This window comes from Streptomyces sp. NPDC052109, from assembly GCF_040680195.1.
GTDB lineage: Bacteria > Actinomycetota > Actinomycetes > Streptomycetales > Streptomycetaceae > Streptomyces.
The window spans coordinates 93,441-111,498 of record NZ_JBFAWF010000015.1; the positions used below are offsets into that span (position 1 = coordinate 93,441).

Genomic DNA, 18,058 nt, shown 5'->3' on the forward strand with positions numbered 1-18,058 from the left:
CAGGATCCGGCTCAGGCGGCCACGCATGAAGCCTTTCCGCGAGCGGAACCCGGTCATCGTGGGCGCCGTCGGCCTCACCGTCCTCGCGCTGCTCACGTTCGCCGCCTTCAACGCCGACAGCCTGCCGCTGATCGGCGGCGGCGACACCTACAGCGCGGCCTTCTCCGAGGCCGGCGGGCTCAAGCCGGGCGACGAGGTGCGGATCGCCGGGGTCAAGGTCGGCAAGGTCGAGGGCGTCGGCCTGGACGGCGACCACGTCAAGGTCACCTTCAGGGTGAAGGGCCGCCCCGGGTTCGGCACCGACACGGGCGCGGCGATCCGCGTCAAGACGATCCTCGGCGCGAAGTACCTGGCCCTGTACCCGAAGGGGCCCGGCCAGTTGAAGCCGGGCAGCGAGATCCCGCTCGGCCGGACCGTGTCGGCGTACGACGTCGTCCAGGCCTTCAGCGACCTGACGACCACCACGGAGGCGGTCGACACGGACCGGCTCGCCAAGGCGCTGGACACCATCTCCCTCACCTTCCAGGACTCCCCCGAGGAGGTGCGGGCGTCGATCAAGGGCCTGTCACGGATCTCCCGGACCGTCGCCTCCCGAGACCGGGCGCTGCGCGGGCTCCTCGACCACGCAAACGGGGTCACCAGGGTGCTGGCCGGTCACACCAAGGACTTCTCCGCGCTGGTGAAGGACGGTGACGCGCTGTTCAAGGAGATCGACGACCGGCGCGCGGCGATCCACACCCTGCTCAAGAGTTCCGCGCTGCTGGGCGTCGAGCTGTCCGGCCTGGTCGACGACGACAGCAAGGAGATCGGGCCCGCACTGAAGAACCTCGACACCTTCCTGAAGATGCTCGAACGCAACCAGGCGAGCCTGGACCGCAGCGTCCAGCTCCTCGCCCCCTACGTGCGGCTCTTCACCAACACCCTCGGAAACGGCCGCTGGTTCGACTCCTACGTCCAGAACCTGGTCGCCGCCCCGGTCACGCCACGGACGGGAGGCACCCGGTGACCCGCAGACTCCTGGCCCTGTTCACCGCGCTCGCGGTCGTCGTCGGCCTCGCCGTCGTCCTCTGGCCGGGCCCCGGCCCCGTCCGCGTCACGGCGTACTTCCCGCGCACCGTCGGCATCTACCCCGGCTCGGACGTCCGCGTCCTCGGCGTCCGCATCGGCGAGGTCGAGAAGATCACGCCGGAGGGCGACCGGGTCCGGGTGGAGCTGGAGTACGACCGGGGGCGCAGGGTCCCCGCCGACGCGCAGGCCGCCATCGTCAACTCCTCGGTGGTCAGCGACCGTTACGTGCAGCTGCTGCCGGTGTACCGCAAGGGCGCGGTCATGCGGGACGGAGACGTCATCCCCGAGTCCCGTACGGCCGTCCCCGTCGAGCTGGACCGGATCTTCGACAGCCTGCACACCACCGCCGAGGCGCTCGGCCCGAACGGCGCCAACAAGCAGGGCTCGCTGTCCCGGCTGCTCGGGGTGAGCGCGGGCGACCTCCGGGGGCAGGGCCGGAACCTCAACCAGACGGTGGGCGACCTGTCCCAGGCGGTCACCACACTGTCCGACGGGCGCGGCGACCTGTTCGGGACCGTACGGAACCTCCAGGTGTTCACGGCCGCGCTGGCTGCGGACGACACCAGCGTGCGGTCGTTCAATACCGACCTCGCCGACGTGGCCGGGCAGCTGGCCGGGGAACGCAGGGATCTCGCCGCCGCGCTGAAGTACCTGGCCGCCGCACTCGGTGACGTGGCCGGCTTCGTGAAGGGCAACAAGAAGGCGCTGACCTCGGACGTCCAGGGCCTGGCCAAGGTCACCAAGGTCCTCGTCACCCAACGGGCCGCACTGGAGGAGCTGTTGACCGTCGCCCCCACGGGCCTGTCGAACCTGCAGAACGCCTACAACCCCGCCTCCGGCACCCTCGACACCCGCAACAACGCGCAAACCCCTCAGGATCCGTCATCGCTGCTCTGCTCGATCCTGAAGACGACCGGCGACGACCACGACAACTGCGCCGGGCTGAAGAAGCTCTTCGACTCCCTGCCCGAGGTGCCGTCGGCCCCGGCGTCGACGGGCACGGTCGACAAGACCCTCGGCGGAATCCTGGGGGCACCGGCATGAGCGTGAAGCGCTCGAGGCGGGTGGCCGCCTGGACGGCGATCGGCTCGCTGCTGCTGACCGGCTGCGAGTTCAACGGCTGGTACGACGTCCCGCTCCCCGGCGGCGCCGCCTCGGACGGCCACGCCTACCACGTCACCGTCGAGTTCCGGGACGTCCTGGACCTGGTGCCGCAGTCGGCTGTCAAGGTCGACGACGTCACCGTGGGCGCGGTCGAGAAGGTGGAACTGGACGGCTGGCACGCGCGGGTACGGCTGCGCATCGCCGACTCGGTGAAGCTGCCCGGCAACGCGGTCGCCGACCTGAGGCAGACGAGCATGCTCGGCGAGAAGTACGTCGCCCTGTCCGCGCCGGCCGGCACCGCGCCCGTCGGACGACTCCACGACGGCGACCTCATCCCGCTGTCCCGCAGCGGCCGCAACCCGGAGGTCGAGGAGGTACTGTCGGCCCTGTCCGCGCTGCTCAACGGCGGCGGGGTGGCCCAGCTGAAGACGATCACCGTCGAGCTGAACAAGGCCCTCAGCGGCCGCGAGGACCGGGTCAGGTCCCTGCTGAAGCAGCTCGACACGTTCCTCGGTGGCCTCGACGGCCGGCGGGCGGAGATCGTGCGCGCGCTCAAGGGCGTCGACCGGCTGGCGAAGCGGCTGAAGAACGAGAAGAAGACGATCGCCCTGGCCGTCGACACCATGCCACCCGCTCTGAAGGCCCTCGCCGACCAGCGCAAGGACCTGACGAACATGCTCACCGCCCTGTCCACACTCGGTAAGACCGGCACCAGGGTGGTGAACGCCTCCCACGACGACACCGTCGCCAACCTGAAGAATCTCCGGCCCATCCTGCAGGAGCTGGACAAGGCGGGCGACGACCTGCCCAACTCCCTGGAAATCCTCACCACTTACCCGTTCCCGCGCAACGCGGCGGACGCCGTCAAGGGCGACTACGTCAACCTGAAGATCACCGCCGACCTCGACCTGGCGGACCTGTACGGCAACGTCACCGGCAAGCCGGGCAAGGGCGGGAAGCCCCCGGCCCCCGGGACCCCGCACCTTCCCGGCCTCCCCACTCCCACCCCTCTCCCGTCCGTCCCGTCCCTGCCGGGCACCCCGTCCGTGCCCCCCGTGCCCTCCGCACCCGCCGTGCCCTCGACGCCCTCCGACGGCAGCACCCTGCTGTGCCCGCCTGTGTGCACCGCGGCCTACAGCACCGGGAACGGCTCGCGTCGCCTCCCGCCCGGGATCGACCTCGGCCTCGCCGAGCTGATGCTGAAGGGGATAACGCCGTGATCACACGTACGGTCAGGGCCCAGCTGCTCGCCTTCGCGACCGTCACCGCCCTCGGGGTGTCGTACGTCGGCGCCCGGTACACGGGCCTCGTGGACGACGTCCTGCACCGCGGGTACACCGTGCGCGCGGACTTCGCCGAGTCCGGGGGCGTCTTCCCCGGCGCCGAGGTCGCCTACCGGGGCGTGCCGGTGGGCCGCGTGGGCGATCTGCAGCTGACCGGGTCCGGGGTCTCGGTGGCGCTGAGGATCGAGGACGGCGCCCCGCGGATCCCGGCCGACACGCTCGCGGTGGTCGCCGACCGTTCGGCGGTGGGCGAGCAGTACGTCGACCTCCAGCCGCGGCGGGCGGGCGGACCGTACCTCATGGACGGCAGCCCGATCCCGCGCAGCCGCACCCGGACCCCGCTGCCGGTCACCGCCCTGGTCCTCAGCCTCGACCGGCTGGTCAACTCGGTCGGCAAGGACGATCTGCGGGTCACCGTGGACGAGTTGGGCAAGGCCTTCGCCGGCACCGGACCGAACCTGAGCCGGCTGGTGGACTCCGGCAACGCGCTGGTGGAATCGGCGTCCGAGTCGCTCCCCCAGACGGTCGCGCTGATCGAGGACTCGCGGAAGGTGCTCAAGACACAGGCCGACCAGGGCTCGGCCATCAAGTCGTTCTCCCGCGACCTGGCCACGCTCACCGAGCAGCTGAAGTCGAGCGACGGCGATCTGCGCAAGCTGATCGGCAACACCACGCCCGCCGACCAGCAGGTGGACTCCCTGCTCAAGTCCACCCGGCCGCACGTACCGGTCCTGCTGGCCAACCTCGTCAGCGGGGGCCAGATCACCCTGGCCCGGCTGCCCGGCGTCGAACAGGCCCTGGTCACGCTCCCGCTCACGGTCGCGGGCAGCTACACGGTCATCCCCGGCGACGGCACCACCCACTTCGGGCTGACCGTGAACGCCGACGACCCGCCCGCGTGCACCCAGGGCTACGGCACCCAGCGGCGCGTCCCCGCCGACACCAGCACGCGCTCGGCGAACACCGGCGCGCGCTGCACGGCACCGCGCGGCAGCAAGACCTCCGTGCGCGGTGCCCAGAACGCGCCCGGCCCGACCACCGGTCGGTACAGCGCCGGCCAGGCCGCGTTCGTGGCCCCGTACGACCCGGAGACCGGTGCCGTGACCGGCCCGGACGGAACGCCCGTCGAGATCGGCTCGACGGGTGGCGAACAGACCGTGTTCGGAAAGGAGTCGTGGCAATGGCTGCTCGTGGGACCGATGGCGTGACAGGGGGCCGGGCGAGGCTGCTGTCGGCGGGGCTCGCCGCGACCGTGCTGACGACCGTGCTGTGTGTCTGGCTGGGCCTGAAGCTGGCCGACCAGGGCGCGGCGGAGCAGCGCCGTCAGGACATCCTGGCGGCGGCCCGCCAGTCGGCGCTGAACTTCACCTCGCTCGACTACCGGCACTACGACCGGGACAGCCGCACCGTGCTGCAGGGCGCCACCGGCGACTTCAAGAAGCAGTTCGCCGCGCAGACCGCGCAGCTGACGAAGCTCGTGGCCCAGAACAAGTCGGTGTCCGAGGGGCAGGTCCTGGAAGCGGGCATCGTGCGGTCCGACGCACACTCGGCCCTGGTCCTGGTCGTGGCCGACAGCAAGGTGACCAACACCGCCGCGCCCGAGGGCCAGGCGCGCACCTACCGGCTCCAGCTCGACCTCGTGCGCGTGGCCGGCCGCTGGCTGACCTCCGACGTCACGTTCGTGGGCTGACCCGACTGTGAGGCCGTCAATGAGGAGAGACACCGTGGCGAACCCGACCTCCCGCACCCGCGGCACCGGCTCCCCGGCCCGCCGCACCATGACCGCGGCCGCCCGCGCGGCGGCCAAGCGCGCCGGGCGGCCGGCACGCCCCGAGCGCGCCGGCCGCCCGGAAGAGGAAGCCGTGCCCGGGCGCACCCTGCTCGTCGAGCCCCCGGCGGACGGCTGGGAGGATCCGCCCGAGCCCGCGCCCGAGCCCTTCGAGGATGAGCCGGAGGAGGGAGCGCCCTCGCGCAGGGCCGGACGGGGCGTGCTCACCGCGGTGCTGGGCCTCGTGCTCGTGGCGGTCCTGGTCGTGGCCGCCGTCCTCGGGTGGCAGTACCGGCAGGGGCGGCAGGCGGAGCAGGCCCGGGGCGAGGCCCTCGCGGCCGCGCGGAAGGCGGCGCCGGTCGTGCTGTCGTACGACTACCGGCACCTGGACCGGGACTTCGCCCGGGCCCGCGCCCTGCTGACCGGGCACTTCCGCGACCAGTACGGCAGGACGACGAAGACGGTGGTCGCGCCGACGGCGACGACGTACCACGGCGTGGTGAAGGCGACCGTGGCCACACCCTCGGACGGCGGCGCCCCCGCCGCGTCCGTCGTGTCGGCCACACCGGACAAGGCCGTCGTCCTGCTCTTCGTCGACCAGGTCACCCGGAGCACCCAGGTCCCGGAGCCCCGGCTGGACCTGAACCGGGTGCGATTGACGCTCACCCGCACCTCCGACGGCTGGAAGGTGAGTGGCGTCGACGCCCTCTGACGAGGCAGAGGCAAAAGGGACGGCGGATCGACTACGCATGGCCGGCGGAATCGTCGTACGCGTGCTCGGGTGTCCCTCGGACCTCGGCACACCGCACGCAATGGAGTCCGCAAGAACACCGCCCACTACCGCGTACGCAAGGCCGAGCAGATCCTCGGCCACCCGCTCACCGAGAGCCGACCGGACACCGAGGTGGGACTACTGGCCTGCGCACGGCCAGGTCGAGGGGTGCGGTGGTCATGCGGACGCCCCGTCGAGGTAGTCGTGCACGATCTTGGGGCTGGGAAGGGTGAGGTTGGTCAGGACGTGGCTGGCGGAGACGACCTCGCGGACGGGCAGGTCGGCCAGGGGGGCGAGAGCGTGCTCGAACAACTGCAGGCGGGCGGGGCCGGTCCAGGCGCCAAGGATCTCCAGGTCGGTGAAGTCGGCGCGGACCAGTTCGGCAATGCGTGGAAGTCCGTCGTAGCCCGGCACGATCTTGAGCATGTAAGTGGGCGATCCGACCTCGGCGCGAGCCTCCTCGGGGTCGAGGGGTCGGTGCTTGTAGCCCATGGTCGCGCAGGCCACGCGCAGGCTGCCGTAGTCGAGGGTGCCGACGAGGGTGTCGGAGTCGGTGTAGAGGCGAGCGTTGCCGAGCTTCTTCGGGTAGGCGCCGGCCTCCCGGCCGACCGCGATGGCGGGCGCGTTGTCCAGGTACATGCAGTGGATGTAGTCCGCCGGCTCTCCGTCGTGGCGGACCCGCAGCACCTGGCCCGACTCGGTGTAGTCGCCCAGGCCGGTGGTGTCCGGCATCCGGATCACTTCGAAGCGCACCAGCGGGTCGCCGACCTCGAGCGGCTCCGGGACGACCGCGCGCATGGCGTCCGGGTCGGTCCGGTAGGTGATGTTGAGGTACTCGCGGCGGTAGAAGCGATACGGGCCCGGAGGGTAGGCGGGGCCGGAGAGCGGGGTGGTCGGCTGGCTCAGTACATCTTCGCTGCGCATGGTGGATCACTGCCTTCTGATCAACGCTCGGCGTCGGCACGGACGCGTTCTGCGCAGCGAGGCTAGGCAGCCGCCACAGGGAAGAGAAATACCCGGGCGACGGGATTTATGCTGCTGGTGTATGGATATCGACCTGCGGCATCTGCGGTACTTCGTGGCCTTGGCCGAGGAAGAGCACTTCTCTCGGGCCGCCGCCGTGTGCCGGATCAGCCAGCCCACCCTCACCCGGGCCGTCCGCAGCCTGGAGACAGCCCTGGGCGTGCGGCTGGTGGACCGCACGACCCGCAGTGTCGCGCTCACCGGCGCCGGCCGACGGCTGAGCGAGGATCTGCGCGAGATCCTGGAACGGCTCGACGGGGCCCTTCAGGCCGTGCGATCGGATGGATCGTTCAAGATCGGGTTCACCTGGCTGCTGCCAGGCGACCGGTTTCCGGCCGCCCTGAACGCCTTCGAGAAGCAAACCGGTGCGCGCGTCGAGCTCGTCCGCCGTGACGACCGGCTGGCCGGTGTCGACCGCGGTGTCGTCGACGCGGCCGTCCTCCACGGCGCAGTCACCCAACCGGGCCTGCGCGTCGTCGAACTGCGCCGGGAGCCCCGGGTCGCGGCCGTCTCCCGGTACGGCGCGCTGGCCCGCAGACGACGGCTGCGGTGGAGCGAACTCGCCCGCCATCCCTTGGTGGTCAACACCCGCAGCGGGACGGTGGATCCCCGGCTGTGGCCCGACGACAACCGCCCACGGATCGCAGCCGAGTGCCAGACCTTCGACGAATGCCTGGAGATGGTGGCCGCCGACCGCGGTGTCGGCGTCGTGCCTGAATCCGCGCGGCTGCACACGCACCCCGGCCTGCGCTATATCGCCGTGCCCGACGCGCCACCGGTCCCCCTGGTACTGGTCTGTCCCGCTCGTGGGGCACACCCGCTGGCGCGGCAACTGGAGGAGATCGCACTTCGCCTGGCACGCGAAGATCCCCTCGTGGCCCGAGACCGCCGAGGACCCGCAACCACCTCCCGTTGACACCGCTCCCCCCCTGCCGGCCCCCGACCCGGACCGCCTCCGAGGTCGCCGCCACACCACGCCGGCGGGCTCGGCGATGGCCAAGATCAATCGCCGGTCGGCCCATTAGGGTCGGGGCCATGACGCCACCCCTTGCCGGCAGTGCCTTCGAATCACTCCGCCTCGACGCCGTGCCCGACCAGGAGACGCTGCGCAGGGCCTACGAACTCCCCAGCGACGCGGCCGTGCGCAAGCAGATGACCGAACTCACCGAACAGACCGCGCGGTTGATCGGATGCTCGTCGCTGGTCCTGGTCGCCAGCGCGGACGCCGAGGGCAACTGTGACGTTTCCCCGCGCGGCGGTCCCGCCGGGTTCGTCGCCGTCCTGGACACACGGACGGTGGCGATACCGGACGCGACCGGTAACAAGCGTCTTGACACCCTGCAGAACGTCGTCGCCACCGGACGGGCCGGACTGCTGTTCGTCATCCCCGGGCGCACGACGACGCTCAGGGTGAACGGCCGGGCCTGCGTCTCCACCCGCCCGGAGTTGCTGTCGCAGCTGACCGCCGTGGGCAAGCCGCCGGCCAGTGCGCTGGTGCTGGGCATCGAGGAGGTCTACCCGCACTGCCCCAAGTCGCTCCTGCGCAGCGGGGCCTGGAAGCCGGAGCAGTGGCTGCCGGCGGACGCCCAGCCGACGTCGGCCGAGGTGACGCTGGCCCAGCTGCGGATGCCACAGCTGACGATCGCTGACATCGAGCAGGCGGAGGCGGATTCGCTGAGGTACCGGTACGAGTAACGGGCCGTCCCGCCCTTGCTGAACCACCGGCCCGCCGAGCCCCGGGCCGGCACGCCCCGAGATCAGGCGCGGGGCATCCGGTGAGGGGGAGCCGTTTTGCCGAGCCCGGCTGGGCCGGAGATCAACAGGACAGAGCCGGACTTGTGCTGCTTGGCAGCTCGCACGCTACTCAACAGCCGGGCAAGTGCCTCACTGCGGCCACGCAAAGGCTTCGCTCCGACCAGTTCACCTCGCGGCCATAGGTCCGAGCAAGTTACGTCACCTGGAACTTGCAGTTGGCGGTTGTGACGTGCGGCCAATGATATCGGCGCTCGGTCCCGCTTCAGCTGAGGGCGAGGAGGGCATCCTCCCGGCCGGTCATGTCAACTGCCGCAAGCCGATCGACCAGTGTCTGCCTCAGCTTCCCCACTGCGGCCTTGCTGCCTTGGCCGAGTACCTACCAGACGCCGACCGTCCTCAGCAGGAGGAGGTCGTGAGCTACCTCGGCGGTGGCGAGTGTCGCGACGGTCAGGATGGCTACGGCTGTGACGGGTGAGTGGCAGTGTCACAACTGACCTAGTGCTGTGACCGCATAGACACCTCAGGCGGTTACCGACTTTGAATACGTGGTGTTGCCATGGTGGTGCGGTGACGAGTCCGGTTCCGGTGAGGCAGCCGTCGATGACGTCGTGACGGTACTGGAGCTGACGCAGGCCCCCGCCGGACGGCGGTGATCAGGTCTTGCGGGTCGGCGACGCGCGGTTGGCCGTGGTGGTGCGCCGCAGTACCGAACCAGATCCCCTCGACCGGGTTGAGGTCGGGTGCACAGGGCGGGAGTTGGTAGCCGGTGAGCCAGTCCCGCTCGGCGATGTAGCGGCGCATCCCAGCCGTCAGGTGTGTGTTCAGGCGTGCAGGGCCTCGGTCTGCACGGTGTGGTGGGGTGGTTCGAGTCGGCGATGGTGAACTGCCTCAGCCGTCCGAAGTGCGCCTCGATGGGGTTCGCCCCCGAGGCGTAGGTCGGGGTACAGCACAACTCGACCTTGTTCTTCATCGCCCAGCGTCGGATGTTGGCGCCCTTGTGGGCGGAACAGGTTGTCCAGAATCACGTGGATCCGCGCCGTCCGGCCGGGCGGCGCGGATCGACCTGGTAGAGGCTCAGGCCGGCATCGGGGGCTTTGGGATCGAGCCGCCGCAGGGTGAGGGAGGCCTGGGCGGCGGTGAGAGGGTGATGTGGTCGTGCCTGCCGCGCCAGTTACGGGAACCGAAGTGGCCCAGGTCCAGCCCGTGCTTGAGTTCCCGGTAGTCGTGCTCGATCCGCCAGCGCATCTTCGCCCACCGCACGAGGTCGGCGACGGGTTTGGTGGCGGGCAGGTTCGAGATCCAGTTGCCGGTCGGAGCTTCCTGCCCGGCAGGCCGTTCCACCAGCACCGTGTAAGCGGGCAGGACACCGTCCCACAGGTAGTTCCCGCCGCCTGCTTCCAGGGCGGCGGCCAGTGCCTGCTTGCCCGCCGGGGGTGCCGTGAGCACGGCGAACCGTGAGGTCATCCGCCCTTTGCTGCCCTGCCGCCAGGTCACCTCGGCGAGCGTGTCCGTAGTGATCTGGGCTGCGTGCTGGGACAGGGCTCGTAGCGGGGTTCGGTAACGCGGCAGGGTCGGAGGTCCCAGGGCACCATAGGCAGGCCGGTGCGGTTCGGTCTCCTCAGGGTGGGCGACTTCCTTCCCGGTCAGGGCCGGCGCATAGGCCGGACCCCGTTCCTCCAGTGCGAGGCGCAAGGGGAGGCTGACGCCGTAGCCCTTATCAGCGACCACAACCGGGGCCTGCAAGCAGCCCCCGCTGGCCCTTCTCGCCCAATCGAGGTACGACAGACCGCTATATAACACCCACAATGCACTCCACGCCACACACACGGGCGCCTGACCGCACGTGATCCACTTCGCCTTCGCCGGACGCTGCTCCACCGAGGACCTGCAGGACCCGGAGGCCTCCAGAAACTGGCATCTCACTCGCGCCCGAGCACTGATCGAGCCCGCCGGCGGCCGGACGGTCGCCGAGTACTTCGACGTCGGCCACAGCCGTTCCGGGGCCTGGCAGGCCGCCCCGAAGCAACGAACTCCTCACAGCCCTCCGCGACCGAACCGCGGCTTCGACGCCGACATGATCGGAGAGCCGCAACGTACCTTCTACGGCAACCAGTTCGGCAACACCTTCCCCGTCTTCGTCCACTTCCGCATCCCCCTGGGGTCCTGGAGGTCGGCAGACCGATCGATCCCGACAACGAAGCCCGCGGCCCGGTCATGCCCGTCTTCGGCGGCATGAGCAAGGGCGAGCACAACCGCATCAAGATCCGGGTCCGAACCGCGATGAGCTCCCAGGCCCAGTTCCAAGGCCGCTACCTCGACGGACGACCGCCCTACGGCTACCGGATCGCGGACCCCGGCACGCACCCCAACCCGCCAAGGCAGCCGCCGGACAGCAACTCCACAAACTCGAACCCGACCCCGCCACCGCACTCGTCGTCCTGCGCATCTTCACCATGTAGTCGCGCCGTATCGGCACCGGGAATTCGACGCCCTACCGGTCCGGCGAGTTCTAGGCAGCGGACGCGTTGGGGCCCTTCAGTTCCGACGTGCCGCGATGCGTGTTTCCAAGGGCATCGGTCTCCGTCCGCTGGTGATGTTCTCATGGGCAGCGGTGAGGGAGCTGGTGTGCGGGGTCGTGAACAGATAGGTGTGAGCAAGGAGCCTAGCGGTAGGCCGGTCGACACGTCGTGGATGACTCAGCCGTGGGGATGGCGGTGAATGATGACGTCCCTGACGTCCATGAGCCACTGGCGGAGAGAAACACCTGTTGGTGCAGGTTCATAGAGACCGAGTGTGGTGGCCGCCTCATCCAGCTCCTCGTCCGACGGGTTGAGTGTCACGAACTCAACGATTTCCGCCGCGGTCTTTTCGACATCCTCCTGCAGTTCGCCCGAGAGGTAGTCGTCGACTGCCTCGGCATGTGTGGAGTACTCCACCACGAGGCTGTCCTGGTAGAAGTAGGCGCCGAGGAAGTGAGCCAGCGCCGGGAACCGATTCCTCCATTCCCAGGCGATCTTGGGCCGAACCATGGACCGGGGCGACGGCGGAGCCTCCAGAAAACGTTCAAGATGCGTCTGGATGACGCGAAGGCAGTCCTCGACGCTTACACCTCGTGGCGGACGGATGTGGGGCAGCAACTCGACGTCCTCAGCGACCGCGTCGCTGAACAGGCCCAGGGCCAGGAGGCCCTGGATCTCCCGCACGGCCGCCGCCGCGCGCTCCGGGGCGAATGCGGCCACCCGGAGGTAAGCGCCCAGCGCCGTTCCCGGTGCTTCGAGCGTATCGTCGAAGGTGTAACCCGGCTGCTCGTACGCCTGGAGGAGCTGACGCAGCTCCTGAAAACGGTCATCCACCGGTGTCATGGTGCTGTCGAACCTGTTCTGGTGTTAGGGGACGGGATAGGACGTCAGTACGCGGTAGCCCATCGCGGCCGATGGGTCCCGCTTGAGGATCACTCTGGCACCCTTGACCCAGTCCGGCGGCAATCCGTTGCGAAATTTCTCCCGGGACAGACTCAACCCGGTGTTCTCGTCAAAGTGCGCTTCGAGCTCAAGCTTTCGGCCCTTGTTCTTGGCGAGCCAGGCTTCGATTTCCTTCTGGCGCCGGAGCACCACGCCGTCGGTGTACTTCTGCGCGGAGGCTTCGTCAACGTACCGGGAGACCCGGTCCCTCTCAGGCTCTGCCCGCAGTCGTGCACGCAACTCCCGTGAGGTGACGTTCACGTGTTTGGCCAGGGTGTGCGCGCCGTTCTCCCCCTCGTCACCGGCCACATCTGCCCGGTATCTGGGATTCAGCCGCCCCCTGCGCTTGCTGCGCGGCCAGGCGTTGGGTTCGCCGTCGCCCTTGATCAGTACCACGATCGAGCGATCCCGCCCCGAGGAAGATCTGACTTAATGCCCGTTTAGTACTCCAGTCCAGGCCGCACTGGTTCTTCGCGGCCTGGAAGACCTCTTCGATGGCCCAGCGTGAGCCGGCGACGCGGGCCAGTTCGGCGATCTCGACGCCGGCGGGCGCGTAGGCGAGGTAGTAGGCGAGTTCGGTGGGGTCGGACAGGCTGCGTCGGGCCATCACCCAGCGGTGATGGGTGGGTGGGTCCGGGTCGAAGATGATGTTGGCGGGCAGTTTGGCCGCGGCCCAGTCGTAGGGGCGTGGGCCCTTGAATCCGTCGCCGCAGGACAGGGTCTGCCAGGCGTCGTCGGGTGCTTCGTCGATGAGCTGGTCGATGCGCCAGAAGCCGGCCAGGGACTTGATCTGCTGGGACTTCGGCACCGCCACGACGTAGCCGACGTCGAGCTGTTCGAGCAGGCGGCGGAAGGACCAGTCCTGTCCGTAGGCTTCATCGGCAGTCACCCACGCGGCGGGCAGTCCTGCGGGGATGCAGCGGCGGACCAGGCCCTTGGCCGGCTCGCCCTTGGTCGCGAAGGTGCGTTCGTCGGGGATCTTCGCTTCCCGGCACCGCTCTCGGTCCGTGGTCCAGCACTTGGGCAGGTGGAGCTCGCGGTCGACGAGGGCTCTGCCATGGCCGGTGGCGTAGGCCGCGAAGACACCGATCTGGCAGTTGTCGATCTTTCCGGATGTGCCGGTGTACTGCCTCGACACCCCGGCTGACGTGGTGCCCTTCTTGATGAATCCGGTGTCATCGATGATCAGCACTCCGCCCGGACCCAGTCGTTCACCGACGTACTCCCTCAGGTCATCCCGAACGGCATCGGCGTCCCAGCGGGCACCGTTCAGCAGATGCTGCAGCCCAGCAGGGTCACGATGCCCTGCGTACTCGGCCAGTTGCCAGCCGTTCTTGCGGCCCACCGGCGCCGGCAGGCCGCGGACGTAGTCCCGCATCCGCCACCGCAGCTCCGCCCGCCCGAACCGGCCCGCTACCCGCGCGAAGACCGACTCCAACTCCTCGGCCCAGCCCTCGACTTCAGCAACCCCCTCCACGACCGGACAACGAGAAGAACCACCTCAGGACACGATTTCTGACTGCAGTATAAGTACTGCAACGGTGCTTGCCGTGACTGATGGCCAGGTTGGTCGTTGGTGTGGTTATGGGTGGGGACCCTTCCGATGTCAGGCTGTGGGCGCGTGAACTGGACGCGGTGCACGAGCGGTTCGTGCATCGTTTCAGCAGGTCGGAGCCGCGGGAGTCGGCTCTGGCGTATATGCGGGGTCTGATCGCTCCGCTGCAGCGCAAGAACGGCTGGACCGTGGCCGGACAGGCCGGTCATGACGGTCCGGACCGGATCCAGCGGATGCTGAACCGGATCGAGTGGGACGCCGACGAGGTCCTGGACGACGTCCGTGAGTACGTGGTGGAAAGTCTCGGGGATCTTGAGGCGGTCCTGATCGTGGACGACACCGGATTCCTGAAGAAGGGAACACGGTCGGCCGGCGTTCAGCGGCAGTACTCCGGCACGGCCGGACGCACGGAAAACTGCCAGATCGGTGTCTTCCTCGCCTATGCCACCGACCGGGGTAGAACGCTGATCGATCGCCGCCTGTATCTGCCTACTTCCTGGACGGATGACCGCGAGCGGTGTCGTCGGGCCGGCATCAGTGACGAGGTGGCGTTCGAGACGAAGGTGTCCATGGCCAAGGCGATGGTCCGAAAGGCCGTCGCGGACAAGATCCCGTTCCGTTGGGTGACCGCGGATGCAGCCTACGGCTTCTCCAAGGGCTGGCGGTTCGAACTCGAGCAGGCAGACGTCTTCCACGTCATGGCCACCACCCGGCATGACACCGTCGTCACGCGTTGGGCCCTCGATCACCCTGTCCACGACCTGTTCGGTGGACTGCCACGGCAGAAGTGGAAGCGTCGCTCTTGCGGAGCGGGGGCTCACGGCCTGCGCGTTTACGACTGGGCTCGCGTCGAGGTGCGGCCCTGGCACCGCGAGGATCGCCGGCACTGGGTGATCGCCCGTCGCAGCGTCAGCCGACCCGACGAGATCTCCTACTACATCGCCTACTGCCCCGCCGAGACCACCTTGGACCAGTTGATACGTGTCGCGGGCAGCCGGTGGGCCATCGAGGAATGCTTCCAGACCGCCAAGCAGGAATGCGGCCTGGATGACTACCAAGTTCGCCGCTACCCCGGCTGGCACCGCCACATGACCCTCGCCATGGCCGCCCACGCCTGCCTCACCATCCTGCGCGCCCGCGAGTTGGACACCGGGAAAGCAGAAACGGATCCTCCCCGCTCATCCACCTCAGCCTCGCCGAAATCAGGCGCCTGATCACCCGCCTCACCGACCGTCGGCCGGCCCCCATCGAACAAGTCCTGCACTGGTCAACCTGGCGTCGACGACGCCAACACCAGGCCCGGGTCAGTCACTACAAGCGACGCGGACACAGCCCCTGAACTGGCCATCAGTCACGGCAAGCACCGTTGCAGTATTAGAAGCCATCTCATTTGGCGGCGCGGGAGGCCGCTGATACGAGCATGGCCAGCTGGCGCAAGCGCTGGAAGTATCGGAGTTCTTGAGCTTCGGTGATCTCCAGGAGGACTCGATCCAGGTCCTTGATGCTGTCCTGCAGGATCCGGCTGCGCGCTGGGTCGAGGGTGCCGGCGTTGTTCAGCCAGGTGGAGACGCAGCCGGCGACGCTCGCGTCGAGTAGCACCATGTCGATGTCTGCCAGCTCTGCGCCGCGCAAACCGGCCGGGAACACGGCACGGAGGTGCTCCTCCCAAAGTCGGGACGCGTTCTGCAACTGCTCTGCTCTGCTCATCCGGACCATACTGCTGCAGCTAATGATGGATTGGGCGTGAGGTTACTTGTTCAGTCGGCGGAAGCAGATGAGGGTGCAGGCGATGCTGGTGAAGGCGAGGAAGTGTTCGGCCTTGCGCTCGTAGCGGCGGTGGAGGCGACGGCAGCCTGCAAGCCACGCCATAGTGCGTTCGATGGTCCACCTGTGGCGGCCCAGCCGCTGCGAGGTCTCGATGCCCTTGCGTGCGATGCGGTGCCGGATCCCCCGCTGGGTCAACCATCGCCGCAGGTGAGCGGAGTCGTACCCCTTGTCCGCGTGGAGCTTGGCGGGTCGACGGCATGAGCTACGACGCCATCGCCGCCCAGCTCACCCTGGAAGGCATCCCCTGCCCTTCGCACGACGCCGCCCGAAATCCGCACCGCAAGAAGACCGCGCGGCAGCAGCGTGCCGTGCGCGCCCTCCTCCTCAACGCCCGCTACACCGGCTACGAGGTCTGGAACAAGCAACGCAACCCCGTCGAGGAGTGGATCCACTCCATCGAGCCCGCCCACGAAGCGATCATCAGCCCTGATCTCTTCGATGCCGCCCGCATCGCGCGCACGGCGCGCCCGCAACGAGGGGGCGGCAGGAGCGCGCCGGCAAACGGGGCGCGCGCCCCGACGCTCTGCGCCGCCGGGTCCGGTGCAGCATGTGCGGGCGCAAGATGCAGCCCGCCACCATCCGCAGCCGCGTCCACTAGCAACGCGCCCCCGCACCGTCTACCTGCGCGAAGACATCCTGTGCCAGGCCCCGTACCGGTGGATCGCCCGGGCCTTCGCCCCGAACCGGCTCCCGCCACCATCGAAGCGCTCACCCACGCGAGCGCCGCCCATCGGGCATCGGACAGGTCGCTGGGGTATGGCATGACCAAGCCTCCGCCCCGGGGAAGGCCATTCGACGCCTACGGGATGAAAGCCTTCAAAGCACGGCGAGGGCGAGAGTCGCATATAGGTCCTGACCTGTATAAACGCCCTCTAAGTCCACGCTCGCCACGTGATCAACGAAGCGTGTCCACCATCATGAGGGCAGGCCCCCTTTCGAGTACGCGCGCCCCGCTGGCCAGAACCTCCGGGGAGTGACCTCGCCATGCCGTCATACTCCCGAGTGGTGGGACTGACGCGTCCGAAATAGCGTATGAAACAGGTGTTCGGTGGATGCTCGATCCGTGGAGGACGTCATGACCGACAAGACGTCACCGGACGACGAATGGAGCGGGACGGAATGCCCGATGGGGGCGTTCGCCCGACGGACGTTTCTGCAGGGAACCGCTGCCGGCCTCGTGGTCGGAACGGCGGGCGAGACCGCTCTCAAAGGCGGTGCAGCAGTCGCGGGAACGAACCCCGTGGACGCGGACGAACCCAAGTCCCGGACGATCCCCTTCCACGGCTACCACCAGGCGGGCATCGCCCTTCCCCCTCACCCACAACGAGTCGCCATTTTTGTCGCGCTCGACGTCACCGCATCCGGCCGCACCGAACTCACCGAGCTGTTCCGCAGGCTGACTGCGCGCGCCCGCTTCCTCACGGCCGGTGGAAAACCGCCCGAAACGTCTCCGACCGCGGCACCGTCAAGCTCGGGCATCCTGGGACCCACGGTCGTGGCAGACGGTCTCACGGTGACCGTAGGCGTGGGCGCCTCTCTCTTCGACGACCGATACGGTCTGCGCGCCCGGAAGCCGGTCCAGCTCGTCACGATGAAGCCGTTCCGGCATGACGACCTGGATCCGGCTCTGAGCCAGGGGGACCTGCTGCTCCAGATATGCGCCGATAACCGGGACACCACGGTGAACGCCCTGCTCGACATCCTGATGCACACCGAGTCGGCGGCGAAGCTGCGCTGGCGCATCGACGGCCAGCGCAATCCGCACCGCCCCGTCGGAGTCCGGCGCGACTGGTTCGGTTTCAAGGACGGCATCTCGAACGTCGACACCACCAGCGCGTCCCAGATGGACCAGGCGGTCTGGGTCCAGCCGAAGAGCGCTGAACCGGCCTGGGCCGCGGGCGGCACCTATCACGTGGTGCGTATCGTGCACTTCTTCATCGAGGCGTGGCAGAAGGTGCCCGTCGCCCAACAGGAGCGCATCTTCGGCCGCCGCAAGGCGAGCGGCGCCCCCCTGTACGCGCTGGGCGAGAACGACGACGACAAGTTCGACCCCATCTACACCAACGACCCCCAGGGACTCATCACCCCGCTCAACTGCCACATCCGGCTCGCGAACCCGCAGACCCCGGAGACCGCGGCGACCAGCACCATCCTGCGCCGGAGCTTCGACTACGACCGCAGTCCCAACCTGCCCGAGCTCGACATGGGCCACGCGTTCAACTGCTTCCAGCAGGAACTCAACACCTACATCACCATGCAGACCCGGCTGCAGGGCGAAGCCCTGGTGCCCTTCATCAGCCCTCGGGGCGGAGGCTACTTCTTCGCGCTCCCGGGCGTCCGGGACGACAAGGACTACTACGCCCGCGGGCTGCTGACCTGACACCGAGCCGGGCCACCGGACCGGACCTCGGCACTGCGGACAGGAGGCGAGATGTTGTCTGC

At 68.8% G+C, this 18,058-nt stretch carries 17 protein-coding genes and 2 pseudogenes; 11 read left to right on the top strand and 8 right to left on the bottom strand.

Annotation, left to right across the window (positions count from 1 at the left end):
- The first annotated feature begins 25 nt into the window (after window positions 1-25).
- The 6 genes from AB0L59_RS27320 to AB0L59_RS27345 are packed head-to-tail and all read left to right on the top strand — an operon-like array spanning window position 26 to window position 5,935.
- On the top strand, window positions 26-1,006 hold the full coding sequence (locus tag AB0L59_RS27320) for an MCE family protein (RefSeq protein ID WP_365588814.1): 981 nt from the start codon (window positions 26-28) through the stop codon (window positions 1,004-1,006).
- Window positions 1,003-2,112 carry an MCE family protein gene (locus tag AB0L59_RS27325; RefSeq protein WP_365588589.1) on the top strand — a complete coding sequence of 370 codons (1,110 nt, stop codon included), beginning with the start codon at window positions 1,003-1,005 and terminating at the stop codon, window positions 2,110-2,112. Before AB0L59_RS27320 ends, AB0L59_RS27325 begins: the two co-directional genes overlap by 4 nt.
- Window positions 2,109-3,392, top strand: a complete 1,284-nt coding sequence (locus AB0L59_RS27330) for an MCE family protein (RefSeq protein WP_365588592.1) — start codon at window positions 2,109-2,111, stop codon at window positions 3,390-3,392. Before AB0L59_RS27325 ends, AB0L59_RS27330 begins: the two co-directional genes overlap by 4 nt.
- Window positions 3,389-4,663, top strand: coding sequence for an MlaD family protein (locus tag AB0L59_RS27335; RefSeq protein ID WP_365588594.1), 1,275 nt, complete (start codon window positions 3,389-3,391; stop codon window positions 4,661-4,663). The genes AB0L59_RS27330 and AB0L59_RS27335 overlap by 4 nt, the downstream gene beginning before the upstream one ends.
- Window positions 4,636-5,145, top strand: a complete 510-nt coding sequence (locus AB0L59_RS27340) for a hypothetical protein (protein WP_365588596.1) — start codon at window positions 4,636-4,638, stop codon at window positions 5,143-5,145. The genes AB0L59_RS27335 and AB0L59_RS27340 overlap by 28 nt, the downstream gene beginning before the upstream one ends.
- 34 nt (window positions 5,146-5,179) lie before the next feature.
- Window positions 5,180-5,935: a hypothetical protein gene (locus AB0L59_RS27345; protein WP_365588599.1), complete on the top strand. Its 756-nt coding sequence runs from the start codon at window positions 5,180-5,182 to the stop codon at window positions 5,933-5,935.
- Window positions 5,936-6,172: 237 nt separating this feature from the next.
- Here the strand turns inward: AB0L59_RS27345 and AB0L59_RS27350 are convergent, their stop codons facing one another.
- Window positions 6,173-6,919 carry an acetoacetate decarboxylase gene (locus AB0L59_RS27350; protein WP_365588601.1) on the bottom strand — a complete coding sequence of 249 codons (747 nt, stop codon included), beginning with the start codon at window positions 6,917-6,919 and terminating at the stop codon, window positions 6,173-6,175.
- A 121-nt stretch (window positions 6,920-7,040) separates the two neighbouring features.
- Here AB0L59_RS27350 and AB0L59_RS27355 point away from each other — a divergent pair, with 121 nt between their 5' ends.
- Window positions 7,041-7,934 (top strand): LysR family transcriptional regulator, encoded by an 894-nt coding sequence (locus tag AB0L59_RS27355; protein WP_365588604.1) that lies wholly within the window; start codon window positions 7,041-7,043, stop codon window positions 7,932-7,934.
- A gap of 119 nt (window positions 7,935-8,053) precedes the next feature.
- Window positions 8,054-8,713, top strand: coding sequence for an MSMEG_1061 family FMN-dependent PPOX-type flavoprotein (locus AB0L59_RS27360; protein WP_365588607.1), 660 nt, complete (start codon window positions 8,054-8,056; stop codon window positions 8,711-8,713).
- An 881-nt stretch (window positions 8,714-9,594) separates the two neighbouring features.
- On the opposite strand, the pseudogene AB0L59_RS27365 reads toward AB0L59_RS27360, so the two are convergent.
- The 5 genes and pseudogenes from AB0L59_RS27365 to AB0L59_RS27385 form a co-directional block, all read right to left on the bottom strand.
- Window positions 9,595-9,847 (bottom strand): annotated as a pseudogene (locus AB0L59_RS27365) (transposase); the annotation flags it as partial.
- On the bottom strand, window positions 9,848-10,696 hold the full coding sequence (locus AB0L59_RS27370) for a transposase (protein WP_365588609.1): 849 nt from the start codon (window positions 10,694-10,696) through the stop codon (window positions 9,848-9,850).
- 773 nt (window positions 10,697-11,469) lie between these two features.
- The gene (locus tag AB0L59_RS27375; RefSeq protein ID WP_365588612.1) at window positions 11,470-12,135 is read right to left on the bottom strand and encodes a contact-dependent growth inhibition system immunity protein; all 666 of its coding nucleotides are present in this window, start codon (window positions 12,133-12,135) and stop codon (window positions 11,470-11,472) included.
- Between the two features lie 24 nt (window positions 12,136-12,159).
- On the bottom strand, window positions 12,160-12,543 hold the full coding sequence (locus tag AB0L59_RS27380; RefSeq protein ID WP_365588615.1) for an RNase A-like domain-containing protein: 384 nt from the start codon (window positions 12,541-12,543) through the stop codon (window positions 12,160-12,162).
- Entirely contained in the window at window positions 12,533-13,711 is a 1,179-nt protein-coding gene (locus AB0L59_RS27385) for an IS701 family transposase (protein ID WP_365588617.1), read from the bottom strand. Before AB0L59_RS27385 ends, AB0L59_RS27380 begins: the two co-directional genes overlap by 11 nt.
- Window positions 13,712-13,818: 107 nt before the next feature.
- Here AB0L59_RS27385 and AB0L59_RS27390 point away from each other — a divergent pair, with 107 nt between their 5' ends.
- Window positions 13,819-15,003, top strand: a complete 1,185-nt coding sequence (locus AB0L59_RS27390; protein WP_365588618.1) for an IS701 family transposase — start codon at window positions 13,819-13,821, stop codon at window positions 15,001-15,003.
- A 172-nt stretch (window positions 15,004-15,175) separates the two neighbouring features.
- On the opposite strand, the gene AB0L59_RS27395 is transcribed toward AB0L59_RS27390, so the two are convergent.
- Window positions 15,176-15,496, bottom strand: coding sequence for a hypothetical protein (locus AB0L59_RS27395; RefSeq protein WP_365588621.1), 321 nt, complete (start codon window positions 15,494-15,496; stop codon window positions 15,176-15,178).
- A 42-nt stretch (window positions 15,497-15,538) separates the two neighbouring features.
- Window positions 15,539-15,811: pseudogene (locus tag AB0L59_RS27400) on the bottom strand (transposase); the annotation flags it as partial.
- Between the two features lie 2 nt (window positions 15,812-15,813).
- Between AB0L59_RS27400 and AB0L59_RS27405 the strand changes: the two are divergent.
- Entirely contained in the window at window positions 15,814-16,593 is a 780-nt protein-coding gene (locus tag AB0L59_RS27405) for a recombinase family protein (RefSeq protein ID WP_365588623.1), read from the top strand.
- Between the two features lie 98 nt (window positions 16,594-16,691).
- Window positions 16,692-17,996: a Dyp-type peroxidase gene (locus AB0L59_RS27410; protein ID WP_365588626.1), complete on the top strand. Its 1,305-nt coding sequence runs from the start codon at window positions 16,692-16,694 to the stop codon at window positions 17,994-17,996.
- The last annotated feature ends 62 nt before the right edge of the window (window positions 17,997-18,058 follow it).

Coding starts and splice junctions, on each gene's coding strand:
- AB0L59_RS27320 (WP_365588814.1), top strand. CDS start 26: ATGAAGCCTTTCCGCGAGCGGAACCCGGTCATCGTGGGCGCCGTCGGC.
- AB0L59_RS27330 (WP_365588592.1), top strand. CDS start 2,109: ATGAGCGTGAAGCGCTCGAGGCGGGTGGCCGCCTGGACGGCGATCGGC.
- AB0L59_RS27340 (WP_365588596.1), top strand. CDS start 4,636: ATGGCTGCTCGTGGGACCGATGGCGTGACAGGGGGCCGGGCGAGGCTG.
- AB0L59_RS27350 (WP_365588601.1), bottom strand. CDS start 6,919: ATGCGCAGCGAAGATGTACTGAGCCAGCCGACCACCCCGCTCTCCGGC.
- AB0L59_RS27355 (WP_365588604.1), top strand. CDS start 7,041: ATGGATATCGACCTGCGGCATCTGCGGTACTTCGTGGCCTTGGCCGAG.
- AB0L59_RS27360 (WP_365588607.1), top strand. CDS start 8,054: ATGACGCCACCCCTTGCCGGCAGTGCCTTCGAATCACTCCGCCTCGAC.
- AB0L59_RS27375 (WP_365588612.1), bottom strand. CDS start 12,135: ATGACACCGGTGGATGACCGTTTTCAGGAGCTGCGTCAGCTCCTCCAG.
- AB0L59_RS27390 (WP_365588618.1), top strand. CDS start 13,819: ATGGGTGGGGACCCTTCCGATGTCAGGCTGTGGGCGCGTGAACTGGAC.
- AB0L59_RS27395 (WP_365588621.1), bottom strand. CDS start 15,496: ATGAGCAGAGCAGAGCAGTTGCAGAACGCGTCCCGACTTTGGGAGGAG.
- AB0L59_RS27405 (WP_365588623.1), top strand. CDS start 15,814: ATGAGCTACGACGCCATCGCCGCCCAGCTCACCCTGGAAGGCATCCCC.
- AB0L59_RS27410 (WP_365588626.1), top strand. CDS start 16,692: ATGACCGACAAGACGTCACCGGACGACGAATGGAGCGGGACGGAATGC.